Raw genomic sequence first — 15,422 nt, 5'->3', positions numbered from 1 at the left:
TCAAGGCGCCGGAACAAGAGAAGGGGGCGTTTCCGCCCCCTTCTTTGTGCCCCGATTACCGTTCGATTTCCTTGTTCCAGCGCTGGTTCCAGTCCGGGCGCTTCTCGTTGATGACGTCCCAGTCCACCGTGACGGCGCTCTTCATGTAGCCCTGGAACCTGGTCATCTCGTCGGCGACCTCGGCCGGCGGCGTGACCTTGGTGTTGGATGGGATCTGCGCGCCATATCGCAGGGCGGCGAGCTGCGCCTCCGGACCCAGCAGATAGGCGGCGAGCTTCTGCGCCGCCTCGTTGTCCGGGTTCTTGGCGACGACGCATTCGCCGACCATCAGCACGACCGAGCCCTCCTTGGGCTGGGCGTATTCCACCGGGATGCCCTTGGCCTTCAGGCTGCCGACGGCAGTCGGGGTCAGCGGGAAGATGGCCGCCTCGCCGGTCTGCACCATCTCGGCGATCTTGGCGGAGCTGGGGATATATTCCAGCACGTTCGGGCCGATGGTCTTGCGCCAGGTGGTGAAGCCGGGATCGACGTTGGCCTCGGTACCGCCCTTGATCCGGTTGTACATCAGGAAGGCATGCAGGCCGAAGGAGCTACTGGCGGCGGACTGGACGACGATCTTGCCCTTGTATTTGGAGTCGGCCAGATCCATCCAGCTGGTCGGCGGCGCCCAGCCCTTCTCGTCGAACATCGCCTTGTTGTAGGCCAGCCCGGTCATGCCCATGTTGACGCCGACCGCCATGTCGCCCTTCAGCCGCGCCGACGGATAGACGTCGTTCAGCGCCGGCGAGCTGTCCATCTTCTGGCACAGGCCCATGCCGATGGCGCGATACATCAGCCCGTCGTCCAGGAAGACGACATGCATCTGCGGATTGTCCTTCTGCGCCTGGAGCTTGGCCAGAATGTCGGACGAGGTGCCGGGCACCACCACCACCTTGATGCCGGTCGCCTTCTCGAAGGCGGGGAAGACGTTCTCGGTGTAGGTCTTCTCCATCGGGCCGCCATTCATGCCGATATAGACCGTCTTGGTCTGGGCGGCGGCGGGAGTGGAAAGCGCGGCGGCCGCGACGGCGACCGTGGCGAGACCGGTGAGCGACAGGGTACGCAAGCTGGGCATGCACGTCCTCCAATGGGCCAAGGGGAGAAGGCTGGGATGAGGTCTTAAGCGGGCGCCGCGAAGCGATCGATGCGGAACGGCTCCAGCGGCATGGCCGTTTCGCCGGCGGTGACCAGTTCGGCCAGCGTCTGGCCGACGCCGGGGCCTATCTGGAATCCGGCACCGGAGAAGCCGAAGGCGTGGAACAGGCCGGGCGTGGTGCGGCTGGGACCGATGATCGGGTTGCGGTCGGGCGTATAGCCCTCCACCCCGGTCCAGCAGCGGATGACATGGGCATGGCGCAATTGGGGAAACAGCTCCGCCGCGTCGCGCATCAGGGTCAGCACCGCGTCGCGCTGCGGCCGGGCGCGGTCGGCATCGAGCGCGAAGCCACGCCCGCCGCCGACCACCATGTTGCCGCGCGGCACCTGCCGGCCATAGACGCCGCCGCCCTCCACCCCGATGTTGACGTCGAGGAAGCGGGGCAGCGGCTCCGTCACCGCCATGTTGGGATGGAGCGATTCCAGCGGCACCGGCTCGCCGAAGGCTTCCGCCACCCGCCCGGACCACGCCCCGGCGGTGTTCAGCAGGAAGCGGGCACGGACTTCGAGAGCGTCGCCGCTCACCAGGACGAAGCGGTCGCCGTCCCTCTCCACCCGGTCGACCGGCGTCCGTTCGCGCACCACCGCCCCCGCCCTCGCGGCGGCGCGGGCGAAGGCGGGGGAGACGAGGCGCGGGTTGGCGTGGCCGTCCTCCGGACAGAGCGAGCCGCCGATGGCGCGGTCGCCCAGCGCCGGCCAGCGCCGGCGGAACGCCTCGCCGGTGATGATCTCCAGCCCCAGGCCGAAACCCTGGCTGCGCTCGCGGTACTCGATCAGCGAGGCGAGGTCGGGCTCGCTGCGCGCCAGCTTCAGATGGCCGGAGCGGATATATTCGGCGTCGGTGCCCAGCAGCTCCGGCAGGCGGCCCCAGATGGCATGGGCCCGCTGCGACAGCGGCAATTGCTCCAGCGGGCGGCCCTGCCGGCGCACGCCACCGAAATTGACGCCGCTCGCCTTGGCGCCGCAGCAGTCGCGTTCCAGCAGCGTGACCGAGAGACCGGCCTGCCGCAGGAACAGCGCCGCCGAGCCACCGACGATCCCGCCACCGACGATGGCGACGTCGCATTCGATCCGGTCCCGCATCACGCGACCTCCCGTCCGTCAGAGCTCTCTCCCCCCCGGGGAGAGGGAACGACGGTCGCGATGGGAAGCGGTTTGATCGGCGGCTGCGCCCGCAGGCGTCCCACCGCGTCAGGACCGGTGCCGAGCGTCCGCGACAGCAGTTCCGCCGCGGTGGCGCCGCACATGCGGCCCTGGCAGCGGCCCATGCCGGCGCGGGTCAGCGCCTTGGCGCGGTTCATCTCGCCGGCCTGTCCGCTGCGGGCGACCTCGCGCACGGCGCCGGCGGTGACACCCTCGCAGCGGCAGATCATGGTGTCGTCGGCGATGGCGTCGGCCCAGTCCGCCGGAAATGGGAAGGCGGCGTCCAGAACCCGGCGGAAGGCGGCGATGCGGGCGAGCCGGCCGTCCAGCTCCTTCACCCGCGCGGCGTCCACCGGCAGGCCGCGATCCTCCAGCAGGGCCAGCGCCGCCCGCTCTCCCGCCAGCTCCGCCGCATCGGCACCGGCGATGCCGCCGCCGTCACCAGCCAGATAGACGCCGGGAACCGAACCGCGCCCCGCCCCGTCGCGCTCCGGCAGCCACGCCCGGTCGGCCTCGTCGAAACGGAAGCGGCAGCCGGCGAGATCGGCCAACTGCGTCTCCGATCGCAGCCCCAGCCCGAAAGCGACGGCGTCGCAGGGGGCACGGCGCTCCCGCCCGCCCGCATCGCGCCAGACCAGCGCCTCGACCTGTTCCGTTCCCTCGGCACGCACCGGGCGGACTCCATTATGGATCGGCACGCCATGGGCACGCAGCCAGCCGACGAACAGCAGCCCCTTGGCCAGCGTCGCCGGGTCGCGCAGCATGCCGGCGGTGGCGCGGGCCTGGACGGCGAAGGGCGTGGTGTCGAACACCCCCGCCACCTCGACGCCGGCCTTCAGATATTGGTAGGCCACCAGATAGAGCAGCGGCCCGGTGCCGAGGAAGGCGACCCGCCGGCCGATGGCGCAGCCCTGGAACTTCAGCGCCACCTGCGAGCCGCCGAGCGTGAAGACGCCGGGCAGCGTCCAGCCGGGAAAGGGCAGCACGCGGTCGGTGGCCCCGGTCGCCAGGATCAGATGGCTGAAAGGCAGAGGCTCGCTCGCCCCGTCGCACAGCAGGTCGAGCGCGCCGGCCTCGCAGTTCCACACCAGCGTACGCGGGCGGTAATCGACGCGGTCGCGGATCGCCGCCATGGCGCGATGGACAGCGTCGGCCTTGCCGGCCTCGAAGCCATAAAGCGCCGCCTTCGGCCGGGTAAAACCACCGTCGGGGGGCTGGCGGTAGATCTGGCCGCCCCAGCGCGCCGCCTCGTCCACCACCACCGGCCGCAGCCCGGCGGCGACCAGCCGTTCCGCCGCCCGGATGCCGGCCGGACCGGCGCCGACAATCACGGGGGGGGCGATGACGGGAGGGAAAACCTCGCTCACGAATTCCACTCCCCATTGCTCAGCAGACGCATGCCGTCGGCGATGAAGGTGCCGCAGGCGCGCAGCCGCTCGCCCTCCTCCGTGCGCACCCAGCAATCCTGGCAGGCGCCCATCATGCAGAATCCGGCGCGCGGGCTGTCGGCGAACTCCGTCCGGCGCAGGCGCTCGCCATTGGTGAGCATGGCGGTCATGACGGTGTCGCCCTCCAGCGCCTCGACCGGGCGCCCGTCGAGGGTGAAGCGGACCACGCGCCGGCCCTGTTCGGCCACACGCTGCAACAAAGCCATGATGAACGGTCTCCGAAGAGAGGACGGCCGGGAACCAGCTCAGTGCTGGCCGACCAGGATGCGGTCCAACCCATAGACGCGGTCGAGCAGAAGCACGGCGACCGCGGTGATGCCGATGATCAGCGCCGACACCGCCGCCATCATCGGGTCGATGGACTCGGTGGCGTACATGTACATCCGCACCGGCAGCGTCACCGTCGACGGCGAGGTGATGAAGATGGACATGGTCAGCTCGTCGAAGCTGTTGATGAAGGCGATCAGCCAGCCGCCGGTGACGCCGGGCAGGATCATCGGCAGGGTGACGCGGCGGAACACGGTGGCCTCGCTGGCGCCCAGCGAGAGGGCGGCCTGCTCCACGCTGCGGTCAAAGCCGGAGATGGCGGCGATCAGCAGGCGCATCACATAGGGCGTGACGATCACCATGTGCGCCGCCACCAGCCATCCGAAGCTGCCGGCGGCGCCGATGACGGCGAACAGCCGCAGCATGGCGACGCCCAGCACCAGATGCGGGATGATCAGCGGCGACAGGAACAGCGCGTTGAGGAAGCCGCGGCCGGGAAACTCCCAGCGGGTGACGGCGAGCGAGGCCGGAACCGCCAGCCCGACCGCCAGAGTCGCCGACAGGAAGGCCAGCCACAGGCTGTTCCAGAAGGACTGGACGAAATCCGGGTGATGGAACACCGCCTCGAACCAGCGCAGGGAAAAACCCTTGGTCGGCAGCGACAGCGTGTTTCCCGGCGTGAAGGCGACGAGGCAGACGATCACCAGCGGCGCCAGCATGAAGATGACGACCAGCGTGTGGAAGAACAGGGCGACGGGTCCGTTGCGGGTCATGGCGTGCTCACCCCAGCCGGCGGCGGTAATGGCCTTCCACCATGCGGTGGTAGGTCAGCATGATGATCAGGTTGGCGGCCAGCAGGATCACGGCGACCGCCGCCCCCATCGGCCAGTTGAGGTCGCTGAGATACTGGTCGTAGACCACGGTCGCGACCATCTTCAGCCGCCGCCCGCCCAGCAGGCCGGGGATGGCGAAGGCGCTGGCGCTGAGGCCGAAGACGATCAGGCTTCCCGACAGGATGCCGGGCAGGATCTGCGGCGCCACCACCCGGACGATGGCCGTGGCGCGCGAGGCGCCGAAGGACAGCGCCGCCTGCTCCACCGCCGGATCCAGCTTTTGCAGCGAGGTCCAGACCGGGATCACCATGAATGGCAACATCACGTGGACCAGCGCCACGATCACCGTGCCCTCGCTGTAGAGCAGCTTCATCCGGCCGATGCCGAGCGCGATCAGCGCCCCGTTCACCGGCCCCTCGGGGCCCAGCAGCATGCTCCAGCCGAAGGCGCGCACGACGACCGAGACCAGCAGCGGCGCCAGGATCACCAGCAGGAAGACCGAGCGCCAGGGATTGGTCATCCGGCTGAGGATGTAGGCCTCCGGCACGCCGATCACCACGCAGATGGCGGTCGCCAGGGCGGAGATGCGGAAGGTGCGCAGGAAGATTTCCAGATAATACTCGTCGGTCACCACCGACAGGTAATGCTCCAGCGTGAAGCCGCCGGTCCGCCCGGTCGCATAGTCGAACTGGTTGAAGGACAGGAGCGCCGTCAGGAACAGCGGGGTCAGCACCAGCGCCGCGAACAGCAAGGCGGCCGGCGCCGACAGCAGGAACGGGGCGGACCGGACACGGCGCGCGGGTGTCTCGTCACCGGGCGTGACGCCGGAAGCGGCGTCGGAAGTGGCGCCACTCATCCCGTCACCTCCAGCGCCACATCGGGCGCCTCCGCCATGGCGCCGCGATGGACGCGCACGACCGAGGGCGACCACTCCAGCCCGACCGGCGCCCCCTGCTCCGCCGGGGCGGAGCCGTCGTTCGGCGTCACCACCATCAGCGTGCCGAGCGGCCCGTCGATGTGGTAGAGCCATTGGCTGCCCAGGAAGAAGCGGTCGGCGACGCGGCCGGTCAGCAGCCCGTTGGACGGCACGGTCAGGCGCAGCTTCTCCGGCCGGATGCACAGGGTCACCGTGTCCCCCACCGACAGGCCGGCGGTCTCCACCGGCACGGCGATGCCGGCCAGCGACACCGTGGCGCCGGCGCCGGTCGCGCTGGCGACCTTGCCCGGCAGCAGGTTGGTCTTGCCGACGAAGCGGGAGATGAACTCCGTCTCCGGATGCTCGTAGATGCGATAGGGCTGGTCGATCTGGGTGATGCGCCCGGCCTCCATCACCACGACGCGGTCGCTGATCGAGAAGGCTTCCGCCTGATCATGGGTGACCATGACGGTGGTGGTGCCGACCTTGCGCTGGATCTCGCGCAGTTCGAACTGCATCGCCTCGCGCAGCTTGGCGTCCAGGTTCGACAGCGGCTCGTCCAGCAGCAGCACCGGCGGGCGGATCACCAGGGCGCGCGCCAGCGCCACGCGCTGGCGCTGGCCGCCCGACAATTCGCGCGGATAGCGCTTGGCATAGGGGGCGAGATGGACCAGCGACAGCGCCTCCTCCACCCGCGGCCTGCGCTCGCCCTTGGGCACGCGCCGCATCTCCAGGCCGAAGCTGACATTGTCGAAGACGGTCATGTGCGGGAACAGCGCGTAGCTCTGGAACACGATGCCCAGTCCCCGGCTGTTCGCCTTGGCATGCGTGATGTCGCGCCCGTCCAGCCGGATGGTGCCGGCCGACGGCTCGACGAAACCGGCGATCATCTGGAGGGTCGTGGTCTTGCCGCAGCCCGACGGCCCGAGCAGAGAGACGAACTCCCCCTTCTCCACCGACAGCGAGACGTCACCGACCGCGGTCAGCGGGCCGTAACGCTTGGTGATGTTTTTCAATTCGAGGAACGACACGGGGGAATTCTCCCTCTTGCGACAAACGGCTCCGGTCTCCGGGCCCCACCTGTTGCTCCGATGGTTCCGTCTCCCGACCATTCGCGTCAATCCGCTTTTTCCATAGAAAGAAATGATTTTGCAAAAGCTTCCGATATACGGAATAGATGGGGCGGCAGACATCATCAATTTTCGTAGCGAGCCGAATATGACCGCCGATCTCCGCGAAACCGGTTCCAGCGCGGCCGAACCCAGGAACGCTGCGGGCGGCGACGAAGCCGGGGGCAAGTCCAGCCTGCAACGCGGGCTGGCGATCCTGCGGCTGCTGGCCTCCTTCAACGAGACGGGGGCCAGGCTGACCGACATCGCCCGCGGCCTCGACCTGACCCCGCCGACCGTCCACCGCCTGCTGAAAATCCTGGTGGAGGAGGGGATGGTGGAGGCCGACAAGGCGACCAAGCGCTACCGGCTGGGCATCGACCTGTTCGGACTGGCCGCCCAGGCCGGCAACCCGAACAATCTGCGCGACATCTGCCGGCCGATCCTGCTGCGCCTGTCGGCGACCCTGCGCGACACCATCTTCCTGCTGGTGCGCAGCGGCTTCGACGCGGTGTGTCTGGACCGCAGCGAGGGCCCCTTCCCCATCCGCTCCTTCACCGGCGACATCGGCGGCCGGGTGACGCTGGGCGTCGGCCAGGGCAGCCTCGCAATCCTCGCCTTCCTGCACGAGGAGGAACGGGAGGAGGTGATCCGCTTCAACCTGCCGCGCATGCAGGGGGTCGGCATCATCGACGAGGTCTATCTGCGCACCGAGATCGCCCGGGTGCGCGATCTGGGCTATGCCAGCCGCTCCACCGGCCTGCTGCCGGGCATGTCGGGCGTCGCGGTTCCGGTGCTGGACCGCGACGGCCACGCGGTGGCCGCACTCAGCGTCGGCACCATCAGCGAAAGGCTGAACGAGGAAAGGCTGCCGGTGGTGGTCGACATCCTGAAGCGCGAGTCGTCCGCGATCAGCCGCCAGTTGAACCCCTTCGATCCGGTGCTGCGCCGTCCCGCCGCGGTGCTGGGCGGCGGCCCGGCATGAGGGGCGTCAGGAAGGCCGATCTGCCGGCCAAGACCTGCCCGGTCTGCAACCGCCCCTTCACCTGGCGCAAGAAATGGGAACGGGTGTGGGAGGAGGTGAAATACTGCTCCGACCGCTGCCGGAGCGATGCCGGAAAATATACCGGAAAGCGTGCCGGGCAACGGGACACCTCCTGATCAGGCGAGGAGCGGGGCGCCAGAATCTTGACCAAACCGCCAAGAAACGCTGCCCTTTTTTCAGCCATACAGCGGCGTCCTGACCGGCCGGAACGCCACTCCGGCAAGGCGGACGGCGGCTGCGGCCGATGGCATTTCCGTTGCATTTGCAGGCAGGGCCCTTACCGGTTGATGGATTTGGTTCATGGATTTGCAGAGGCATTCGCGGGTATTCATGTACCGGCGGATCGGCCGCCTTGCTGCCGGTATGGACAACCAACGATGCTCAGCGACGAAGGGGACAGGGAAATGTCGGTTCGGAGGATGGGGGATCGGGCGATGACGGTCTTTGGGAAGGCGGACATGACGCGCCGCGCGGTGCTGGGCGGCGTCGCCGCGCTCGCCTTCGCCGCGGTCGCCGGCGGGACGCTGCCGGCGCTGGCCGAAGGCAAGCTGAAGGTCGCCGGCATCTACACCGTGCCGATCGAGCAGCAATGGGTCAGCCGCATCCATGTCGCGCTGAAGGCCGCCGCCGACCGTGGCGAGATCGAGTATGTCTGGGCCGAATCGGTCGCCAACACCGATTATGAGCGCGTGATGCGCCAATATGCCGAAGCCGGCCAGCAGCTCGTGTTCGGCGAGGTGTTCGGGGTGGAACGCGCCGCCCGCGCCGTCGCCAAGGATTATCCGAAGACCGCCTTCGTCATGGGCTCCAGCTTCAAGCCGCAGGAGCCGAACTTCTCGGTCTTCGACAACTACATCCAGGAGCCGGCCTATCTCTCCGGCATGGTCGCCGGCGGCATGACCAAGTCGAACGTCATCGGCATGGTCGGCGGCTATCCGATCCCCGAGGTCAACCGCCTGATGAACGCCTTCATGGAAGGCGCCAAGGAGGTCAACCCGCAGGTCAAGTTCTCGGTCAGCTTCATCGGCTCCTGGTTCGACCCGCCCAAGGCCAAGGAGGCCGCCTTCGCCATGATCGACCGCGGCGCCGACGTGATGTATGCCGAGCGCTTCGGCGTGTCGGATGCCGCCAAGGAGCGCAAGGTGCTCGCCATCGGCAACGTCATCGACACCCAGCCGCAATATCCCGACACCGTCGTCGCCAGCGCGCTCTGGCACATGGAGCCGTCGGTGGAGCGCGCCATCGCCGCGGTGAAGGCCGGCGGCTACAAGGCCGAGGATTACGGCCCCTACAGCATGATGGCGCACAAGGGCTCCAGCCTCGCCCCGCTCGGCACCTTCGAAGCGAAGGTTCCCGACGCCATCAAGGCGAAGGTCAAGGAGCGCGAGCAGCAGATCCGCGACGGCAAGTTCACCGTGAAGGTCAACGACGCCGAACCGAAGTCGACGATGTGACGCCCGGCGCCTCCCCGATGTCGGAAGCCCTGAATGGCGGGCCGGAGGTCGTCCTCCGGCTCGCCGGCATTTCCAAGCGGTTCGGCCCGCTGCTCGCCAATGACGGCATCTCGCTGACGCTGCGCGCCGGCGAGGTGCTGGCTCTGCTGGGCGAGAATGGCGCCGGCAAGACCACCCTGATGAACATCCTCTTCGGCCATTACGTCGCCGACGAGGGAACCATCGAGGCGTTCGGCCGCCCGCTGCCGCCGGGCTCGCCCCGCGCGGCGCTGGGGGCCGGCATCGGCATGGTCCACCAGCATTTCACCCTGGCGGACAATCTGTCGGTGCTGGACAACATCGCCGTCGGCACCGAATCGCTGTGGCGCTGGCGTTCCGACCGGGGTGCGGCCCGCCGCCGGCTGCTCGACCTGTCCCAGCGCTTCGGGCTGGAGGTGCGGCCGGATGCGCTGGTCGGCGACCTGTCGGTCGGCGAGCGCCAGCGGGTGGAGATCCTGAAGGCGCTCTACCGTGACGCCCGCATCCTGATCCTCGACGAGCCGACGGCGGTGCTGACGCCGCAGGAATCGGCCGGGCTGTTCGACACGCTGCGCCGGCTGACCGCCGACGGGCTCGCCGTCGTCTTCATCAGCCACAAGATGAACGAGGTCTTCGCCGCCAGCGACACCGTCGCCGTGCTGCGCGCCGGCAAGCTGGTCGCCACCCACGCCACCGCCTCCACCGACCGCGCCAAGCTCGCCGAACTGATGGTCGGCCGCGGCGTCAAGCCACCGGCCCCCGCCCCGCTCAGCCCCGGCGAGCCGGTGCTGGAGCTGGCGGGCGTCACGGTGGCCTCCGGCCATGGCCGTCCGCTGCTCGACGCGGTCGAGCTGACGGTGCGCCGCCATCAGGTGGTCGGCATCGCCGGCGTGTCGGGCAACGGCCAGACGGCACTGGCGGAGCTGGTCAGCGGCCTGATCCGCCCCGACGCCGGCAGGCTGTCCTTGAAAGGCAGCGTGGTGGAGCATGGCGACCCGGCCGACATGGTCCGGCGCGGCGTCGCCCGCATCCCGGAGGACCGGCACAGCGCCGGTCTGGTCGGCGCCATGGCGGTGTGGGAGAACCTGATCGCCGAGCGCTACCACGACCGCGCCTTCTCCCGCTTCGGCGTGCTGCGGCGGGGCGCGGCAAGGGCCTACGCCCGCAGAGTGATCGAGGAGTTCGACGTCCGCTGCCCCGGCCCCGACGCCCGCACCCAGTTGCTGTCGGGCGGCAACATGCAGAAGCTGATCCTGGGCCGCACGCTGGCCCATGGGCCGGATTTGATCCTGGCGAGCCAGCCGACGCGCGGGCTCGACATCGGTGCCGTGTCCTACGTCCACGGCCGCTTGCTCGACGCCCGCGCCGCCGGGGCCGGGGTGCTGCTGATCTCCGAGGATCTGGACGAGATCCTGGCGCTGGCCGACTGCGTCACCGTCGCCTATCACGGGCGTCTCACCCCGCTGCTGCCGCATGACCGGGTGTCGGTCAGCCAGCTCGGCCTGCTGATGGCCGGGCATTGGGACATTTTGCGCGACATCCTGCCGGAGACCGTTCATGCGGCTTGAACCGCGCACCGATACCCCGCTCGCCCTGCGGCTGCTGGCGCCGGTGGGCGCCGTGGTCGCGGCGCTGGCGCTCTGCGCCCTGCTGGTCGCCTGGACCGGCGCCCCGGTGCTGCGCGCCTACGGCCTGCTGTTCGAAGGCGCCGTCGGCTCGCGCTTCGCCCTGACCGAGACGCTGACCCGCGCCACCCCGCTGATCCTGACCGGGCTGGCCGCCGCCGTCGCCTTCCGCGCCAGGCTGTGGAACATCGGGGCGGAGGGCCAGCTCTACATGGGCGCGCTGGCCGCCGTGGTGGTTGGCGGCGGCATGCTCGACCTGCCGGCCTGGGCGCTGATCCCGGTGGTGATGATCGCCGGCATGGCGGCGGGCGGCGTCACCCTGCTCGGCCCCGCCGTGCTGAAGGTCCGCTTCGGCGTCGACGAGGTGGTGACCACGCTGCTGCTGAACTTCGTCGTCCTGCTGCTGGTCTCGATGCTGCTGGAAGGCGCCCTGAAGGACCCGATGGGCATGGGCTGGCCGCAATCGGCCCCGGTGATCGAGGCGGCGGAGCTGCCCAAGCTGGTGGCGCGCACCCGCCTGCACGCCGGGCTCGCCATCGCGCTCGGCCTGTCGGTTCTGCTGTGGCTGGTCGATACCCGCACCATCTGGGGCTACGAGAACCGGGCGGTCGGCGCCAACCCGCGCGCCGCCGCCTTCGCCGGCATGCCGGTGACGCGGGTCATGCTGCGCACCGCCCTGCTGTCGGGCGGGCTGGCCGGGCTGGCCGGTGCTGCGGAGGTCTGCGGGCTGAAAGGCTATCTGACGCTCGACCTGTCGCCCGGCTTCGGCTACAGCGGCATCGTCGTCGCCATGCTGGCGCAGTTGCACCCCATCGGCGTGGTGGGGGCGGCGCTGTTCATCGCCGGCATCTTCGTCGGCGCCGACGCCATGAGCCGGGCCATGCCGGTTCCCAACTACATCGCCGACGTCCTGGTCGCCACAAGCCTCCTGTGCATGCTGGTGGCCGGGCTGCTGGCGCGCTACCGGCTGCGGCGGGGGTAAGGGGCCATGGATTTCCTGTCGATCATCCTCGACATCCTGCTGTCCGCCGCCTTCTGGACCGCCGTGCTGCGCATCGCCACCCCTTATGTGCTGGGCACGCTGGGCGAGCTGGTGTGCGAACGGGCCGGCGTGCTGAATCTCGGCATCGAAGGCATCATGACGCTGGGCGCCATGGCCGGCTGGATGGCGGTCTATCAGGGGGCTGACCTGTGGACCGGCGTTCTGGCCGCGGCATGCTGCGGCGCGCTGCTCGGCCTGCTGCATGCGGCGCTGACGGTGCCGCTCGGCCTGTCGCAGCATGTGACCGGCATCGGCGTGACCCTGCTGGGCACCAGCCTGTCATACTTCGTCTACCGCCTCGTCCTGCCGCAGGCCAGCACCCCGCCGACCATCGAGCCGTTCCAGCCGCTGGCCCTGCCCGGCGCCCTGGCCCAGACGCCGCTGACCTACCTGGCCTTCCTGCTGGTCGCGGTCGTCGCCTATGTGCTGTACCGCACGCCGGTCGGGCTGGCGGTGCGGATGGTCGGCGAGAATCCGGCCGCCGCCGAGGCGCAGGGGCTGAACGTCACCGCCATCCGCATCGGCGCGGTGGTGGCGGGCAGCGCGCTGATGGCGCTGGCCGGCGCCTTCCTGACGCTGTCGGCCTTCAACGCCTTCTTCTTCAACATGGTCAACGGGCGCGGCTGGATCTGCATCGCGCTGGTGGTCTTCGCCTCCTGGCGGCCGGGCAAGGCTCTGCTGGGCGCCCTGCTGTTCGCGGTGTTCGACGCGCTGCAACTGCGCTTGCAGCAGGCGAGCGGCGGCGTGCTGCCCTATCAGCTGTTCCTGATGATGCCCTATCTGCTGAGCATCCTGGCGCTGGTGCTGGTGGCCCGCCGGGCCTCCTACCCGCGCGCCCTGATGATCCCGTACCGCAAAGGAGAACGCTGATGTTCGACCTGATCCTGCGCCGCGCCACCCTGCCGGATGGCCGCACCGGTATCGACATCGGCATCAAGGACGGCCGGATCGCCGCGGTCGAGACCAATCTCGCCGGAGAGTCGGCCACCGAGATCGACGCCACCGGCCGGCTGGTCAGCCCGCCCTTCGTCGATGCCCATTTCCATATGGACAGCACGCTCAGCTACGGCCTGCCGCGCGTGAACCGGAGCGGCACCCTGCTGGAAGGCATCGCGCTGTGGGGCGAGCTGAAGCCGCAGCTGACCCAGGACGCCATCATCGAGCGAGCGCTCGCTTACTGCGACTGGGCGGTCGGGCGCGGCCTGCTGGCGATCCGCAGCCATGTCGACATCTGCGACCCGCGGCTGCTGGCGGTCGAAGCCCTGCTGGACGTCAGGAAACGGGTCGCCCCCTATCTCGACCTGCAACTGGTCGCCTTCCCGCAGGATGGCGTTCTCCGCTCGGCCGGCGCCAAGGAGCTGCTGATCCGGGCGCTGGACATGGGCGTCGACGTCGTCGGCGGCATCCCGCATTTCGAGCGGACCATGGCCGACGGCGCCGCCTCGGTCCGGCTGCTCTGCGAGATCGCGGCGGAGCGCGGGCTGCTGGTCGACATGCATTGCGACGAGAGCGACGACCCGCTGTCCCGCCATGTCGAGACGCTGGCCTACGAGACGCAGCGGCTCGGTCTGCACGGCCGGGTGACGGGGTCGCACCTGACCTCCATGCACTCGATGGACAATTACCATGTCTCCAAGCTGATCCCGCTGATGGCGGAGGCGCGGCTGGGGGTGGTCGCCAACCCGCTGATCAACATCGTCCTCCAGGGCCGTCACGACAGCTATCCCAAGCGCCGCGGCATGACCCGCGTGCCCGAGCTGATGGCGGCCGGGCTGACCGTCGCCTTCGGCCACGACTGCGTGATGGATCCCTGGTATCCGCTGGGCTCCGGCGACATGCTGGAGGTGGCGCAGATGGGGCTGCATGTCGGTCAGATGACCGGCCAGGACGGCATGACGGCCGCCTTCGACGCGGTGACGGTCAACCCGGCCCGTCTGCTGCATCTGGACGGCTATGGTTTGGAACCCGGCTGCAACGCCGATCTGGTGGTTCTCCAGGCCGGCAGCCCGGTGGAGGCGATCCGCACCCGCGCCGCCCGCCTGTTCGTGCTGCGGCGCGGCCGGATCGTCAGCCGCTGCGAGCCGGTGCGGGCGATGCTGGACCTGCCGGGCCGGCCGGAGACGGTCGATTTCCTGCTGAAGCGGGGGTGAGACACGCAGGCCAGAGTCCCCTCTCCTCAAGGGGAGAGGGGGGGGTTCCCCGGCGGGAAGCCCGTTACGCCTTCAAAAAGTCCCGCAGCGCGTCGGCGACCGCGCGCATCTCCTGCTCGGTGCCGATGGTCACCCGCAGGCAGCTCGGCAGGCCGTAGGAGGGCATCTGGCGGACCAGGATGCCGCGGGCCTTCAGGAATTGGCGGGCGGCCTCGGCGTCGTCCTTGCCGGCGGGCTGGCCCTTGAAATCGACCAGGATGAAGTTGGTGACGCTGGGGTGCACCGTCAGGCCCAGGTCCCGCACGGTGGCGGCGAACCATTCGCGCCACTGCTCATTGTGGCGGCGCGAGCGGTCGAGGAATTCGGCATCCTCCACCGCGGCGATGCCGGCGACATGGGCGGCGTTCGACACGTTGAAGGGACCGCGCACCCGGTTCAACACGTCGACGATCCCGGCCGGGCCATAGCACCAGCCGATGCGCAGCGAGCCCAGCGCGAAGATCTTCGAGAAGGTGCGGGTCATCACCACGTTGGGGAATTTCTCCACCAGCTCCTCGCCGGCGGTGTAGTCGTCCTTGTTCATGTATTCGGCATAGGCCGCGTCGATGACCAGGATGACGTCCGGCGGCAGGCCGGCATGCAGCCGCGCCACCTCCGACGCCGGCAGATAGGTGCCGGTCGGGTTGTTCGGGTTGGCGAGGAAGACCAGCCGGGTGCGCGGGGTGACGCGGGCCAGCAGATTGTCGACGCTGGCGGTCAGCCCGTCCTCCGGCGCCGTCACCGGGGTGGCGCCGACCGACTTGGCGCCGATCGGGTACATCAGGAAGCCATACTGCGAATAGAGCACCTCGTCGCCCGGCCCGGCATAGGAGCGGATCAGCAGGCTGATGATCTCATCCGACCCGGCGCCGCAGACGATTCGGTCGGCGTCCAGGTTGAAGCGCTTGGCGATGGCGCCGCGCAGGCCCGCCGAGCCGCCGTCGGGGTAACGGTGCAGGGTGGAGGCCGCCGCCGCGTAGGCCTCCATCGCCTTCGGGCTCGGCCCCAGCGCCCCCTCGTTGGAGGCGAGCCGGATATGACCCTGATGCTCGCCGCCGACATAGGCGGCGATGTCGAGAATCCCCGGACGCGGCTGCGGGCCGTTCGGCTGGGTCATGGTCTGCTTACCTTCCGACGCT

15 protein-coding genes are annotated in these 15,422 nt (G+C 69.4%); 7 read left to right on the top strand and 8 right to left on the bottom strand.

Translation table 11 applies throughout. The features are described 5' to 3' along the window. Positions 1-55: 55 nt before the first annotated feature. The 7 genes from AZL_RS17535 to AZL_RS17505 are packed head-to-tail and all read right to left on the bottom strand — an operon-like array spanning position 56 to position 6,832. Entirely contained in the window at positions 56-1,114 is a 1,059-nt protein-coding gene (locus AZL_RS17535) for an ABC transporter substrate-binding protein (protein ID WP_012975833.1), read from the bottom strand. Positions 1,115-1,158: 44 nt separating this feature from the next. Beyond that, a complete protein-coding gene (locus AZL_RS17530; RefSeq protein WP_042444156.1) occupies positions 1,159-2,277 on the bottom strand; it encodes an NAD(P)/FAD-dependent oxidoreductase in 1,119 nt (372 codons plus the stop codon). Beyond that, entirely contained in the window at positions 2,277-3,713 is a 1,437-nt protein-coding gene (locus tag AZL_RS17525; RefSeq protein ID WP_012975831.1) for an NAD(P)/FAD-dependent oxidoreductase, read from the bottom strand. The genes AZL_RS17530 and AZL_RS17525 overlap by 1 nt, the downstream gene beginning before the upstream one ends. Beyond that, a complete protein-coding gene (locus tag AZL_RS17520; RefSeq protein WP_012975830.1) occupies positions 3,701-3,991 on the bottom strand; it encodes a (2Fe-2S)-binding protein in 291 nt (96 codons plus the stop codon). Before AZL_RS17520 ends, AZL_RS17525 begins: the two co-directional genes overlap by 13 nt. 39 nt (positions 3,992-4,030) lie before the next feature. Continuing rightward, entirely contained in the window at positions 4,031-4,825 is a 795-nt protein-coding gene (locus AZL_RS17515; protein WP_012975829.1) for an ABC transporter permease, read from the bottom strand. Between the two features lie 7 nt (positions 4,826-4,832). Next, positions 4,833-5,741 carry an ABC transporter permease gene (locus AZL_RS17510; protein WP_012975828.1) on the bottom strand — a complete coding sequence of 303 codons (909 nt, stop codon included), beginning with the start codon at positions 5,739-5,741 and terminating at the stop codon, positions 4,833-4,835. Then, positions 5,738-6,832 carry an ABC transporter ATP-binding protein gene (locus AZL_RS17505; protein ID WP_012975827.1) on the bottom strand — a complete coding sequence of 365 codons (1,095 nt, stop codon included), beginning with the start codon at positions 6,830-6,832 and terminating at the stop codon, positions 5,738-5,740. The genes AZL_RS17510 and AZL_RS17505 overlap by 4 nt, the downstream gene beginning before the upstream one ends. A gap of 187 nt (positions 6,833-7,019) precedes the next feature. On the opposite strand from AZL_RS17505, the gene AZL_RS17500 reads away from it, so the two are divergent. The 7 genes from AZL_RS17500 (at position 7,020) to AZL_RS17470 (ending at position 14,244) form a co-directional block, all read left to right on the top strand. After that, positions 7,020-7,895: an IclR family transcriptional regulator gene (locus AZL_RS17500; RefSeq protein ID WP_247894401.1), complete on the top strand. Its 876-nt coding sequence runs from the start codon at positions 7,020-7,022 to the stop codon at positions 7,893-7,895. Then, positions 7,892-8,071, top strand: coding sequence for a DUF2256 domain-containing protein (locus AZL_RS17495; protein ID WP_012975825.1), 180 nt, complete (start codon positions 7,892-7,894; stop codon positions 8,069-8,071). The genes AZL_RS17500 and AZL_RS17495 overlap by 4 nt, the downstream gene beginning before the upstream one ends. A gap of 342 nt (positions 8,072-8,413) precedes the next feature. Next, on the top strand, positions 8,414-9,409 hold the full coding sequence (locus AZL_RS17490; RefSeq protein WP_042444555.1) for a BMP family protein: 996 nt from the start codon (positions 8,414-8,416) through the stop codon (positions 9,407-9,409). 17 nt (positions 9,410-9,426) lie between these two features. Further along, positions 9,427-10,995: an ABC transporter ATP-binding protein gene (locus AZL_RS17485; RefSeq protein ID WP_042444154.1), complete on the top strand. Its 1,569-nt coding sequence runs from the start codon at positions 9,427-9,429 to the stop codon at positions 10,993-10,995. After that, positions 10,985-12,034, top strand: coding sequence for an ABC transporter permease (locus AZL_RS17480; RefSeq protein ID WP_012975822.1), 1,050 nt, complete (start codon positions 10,985-10,987; stop codon positions 12,032-12,034). Before AZL_RS17485 ends, AZL_RS17480 begins: the two co-directional genes overlap by 11 nt. A gap of 6 nt (positions 12,035-12,040) precedes the next feature. Then, entirely contained in the window at positions 12,041-12,964 is a 924-nt protein-coding gene (locus tag AZL_RS17475) for an ABC transporter permease (protein ID WP_012975821.1), read from the top strand. Continuing rightward, positions 12,964-14,244, top strand: coding sequence for an amidohydrolase family protein (locus tag AZL_RS17470; protein ID WP_012975820.1), 1,281 nt, complete (start codon positions 12,964-12,966; stop codon positions 14,242-14,244). Before AZL_RS17475 ends, AZL_RS17470 begins: the two co-directional genes overlap by 1 nt. A gap of 64 nt (positions 14,245-14,308) precedes the next feature. Here the strand turns inward: AZL_RS17470 and hisC are convergent, their stop codons facing one another. Then, on the bottom strand, positions 14,309-15,400 hold the full coding sequence (gene hisC, locus AZL_RS17465; protein WP_012975819.1) for a histidinol-phosphate transaminase: 1,092 nt from the start codon (positions 15,398-15,400) through the stop codon (positions 14,309-14,311). Between the last annotated feature and the right edge of the window lie 22 nt (positions 15,401-15,422).

Origin of the sequence: Azospirillum sp. B510, assembly GCF_000010725.1 — a bacterium.
Classification (GTDB): Bacteria; Pseudomonadota; Alphaproteobacteria; order Azospirillales; family Azospirillaceae; genus Azospirillum; species Azospirillum lipoferum_B.
The sequence above is the reverse complement of the archived record's forward strand: the minus strand, read 5'-3'. Positions and strand labels throughout refer to the sequence as shown.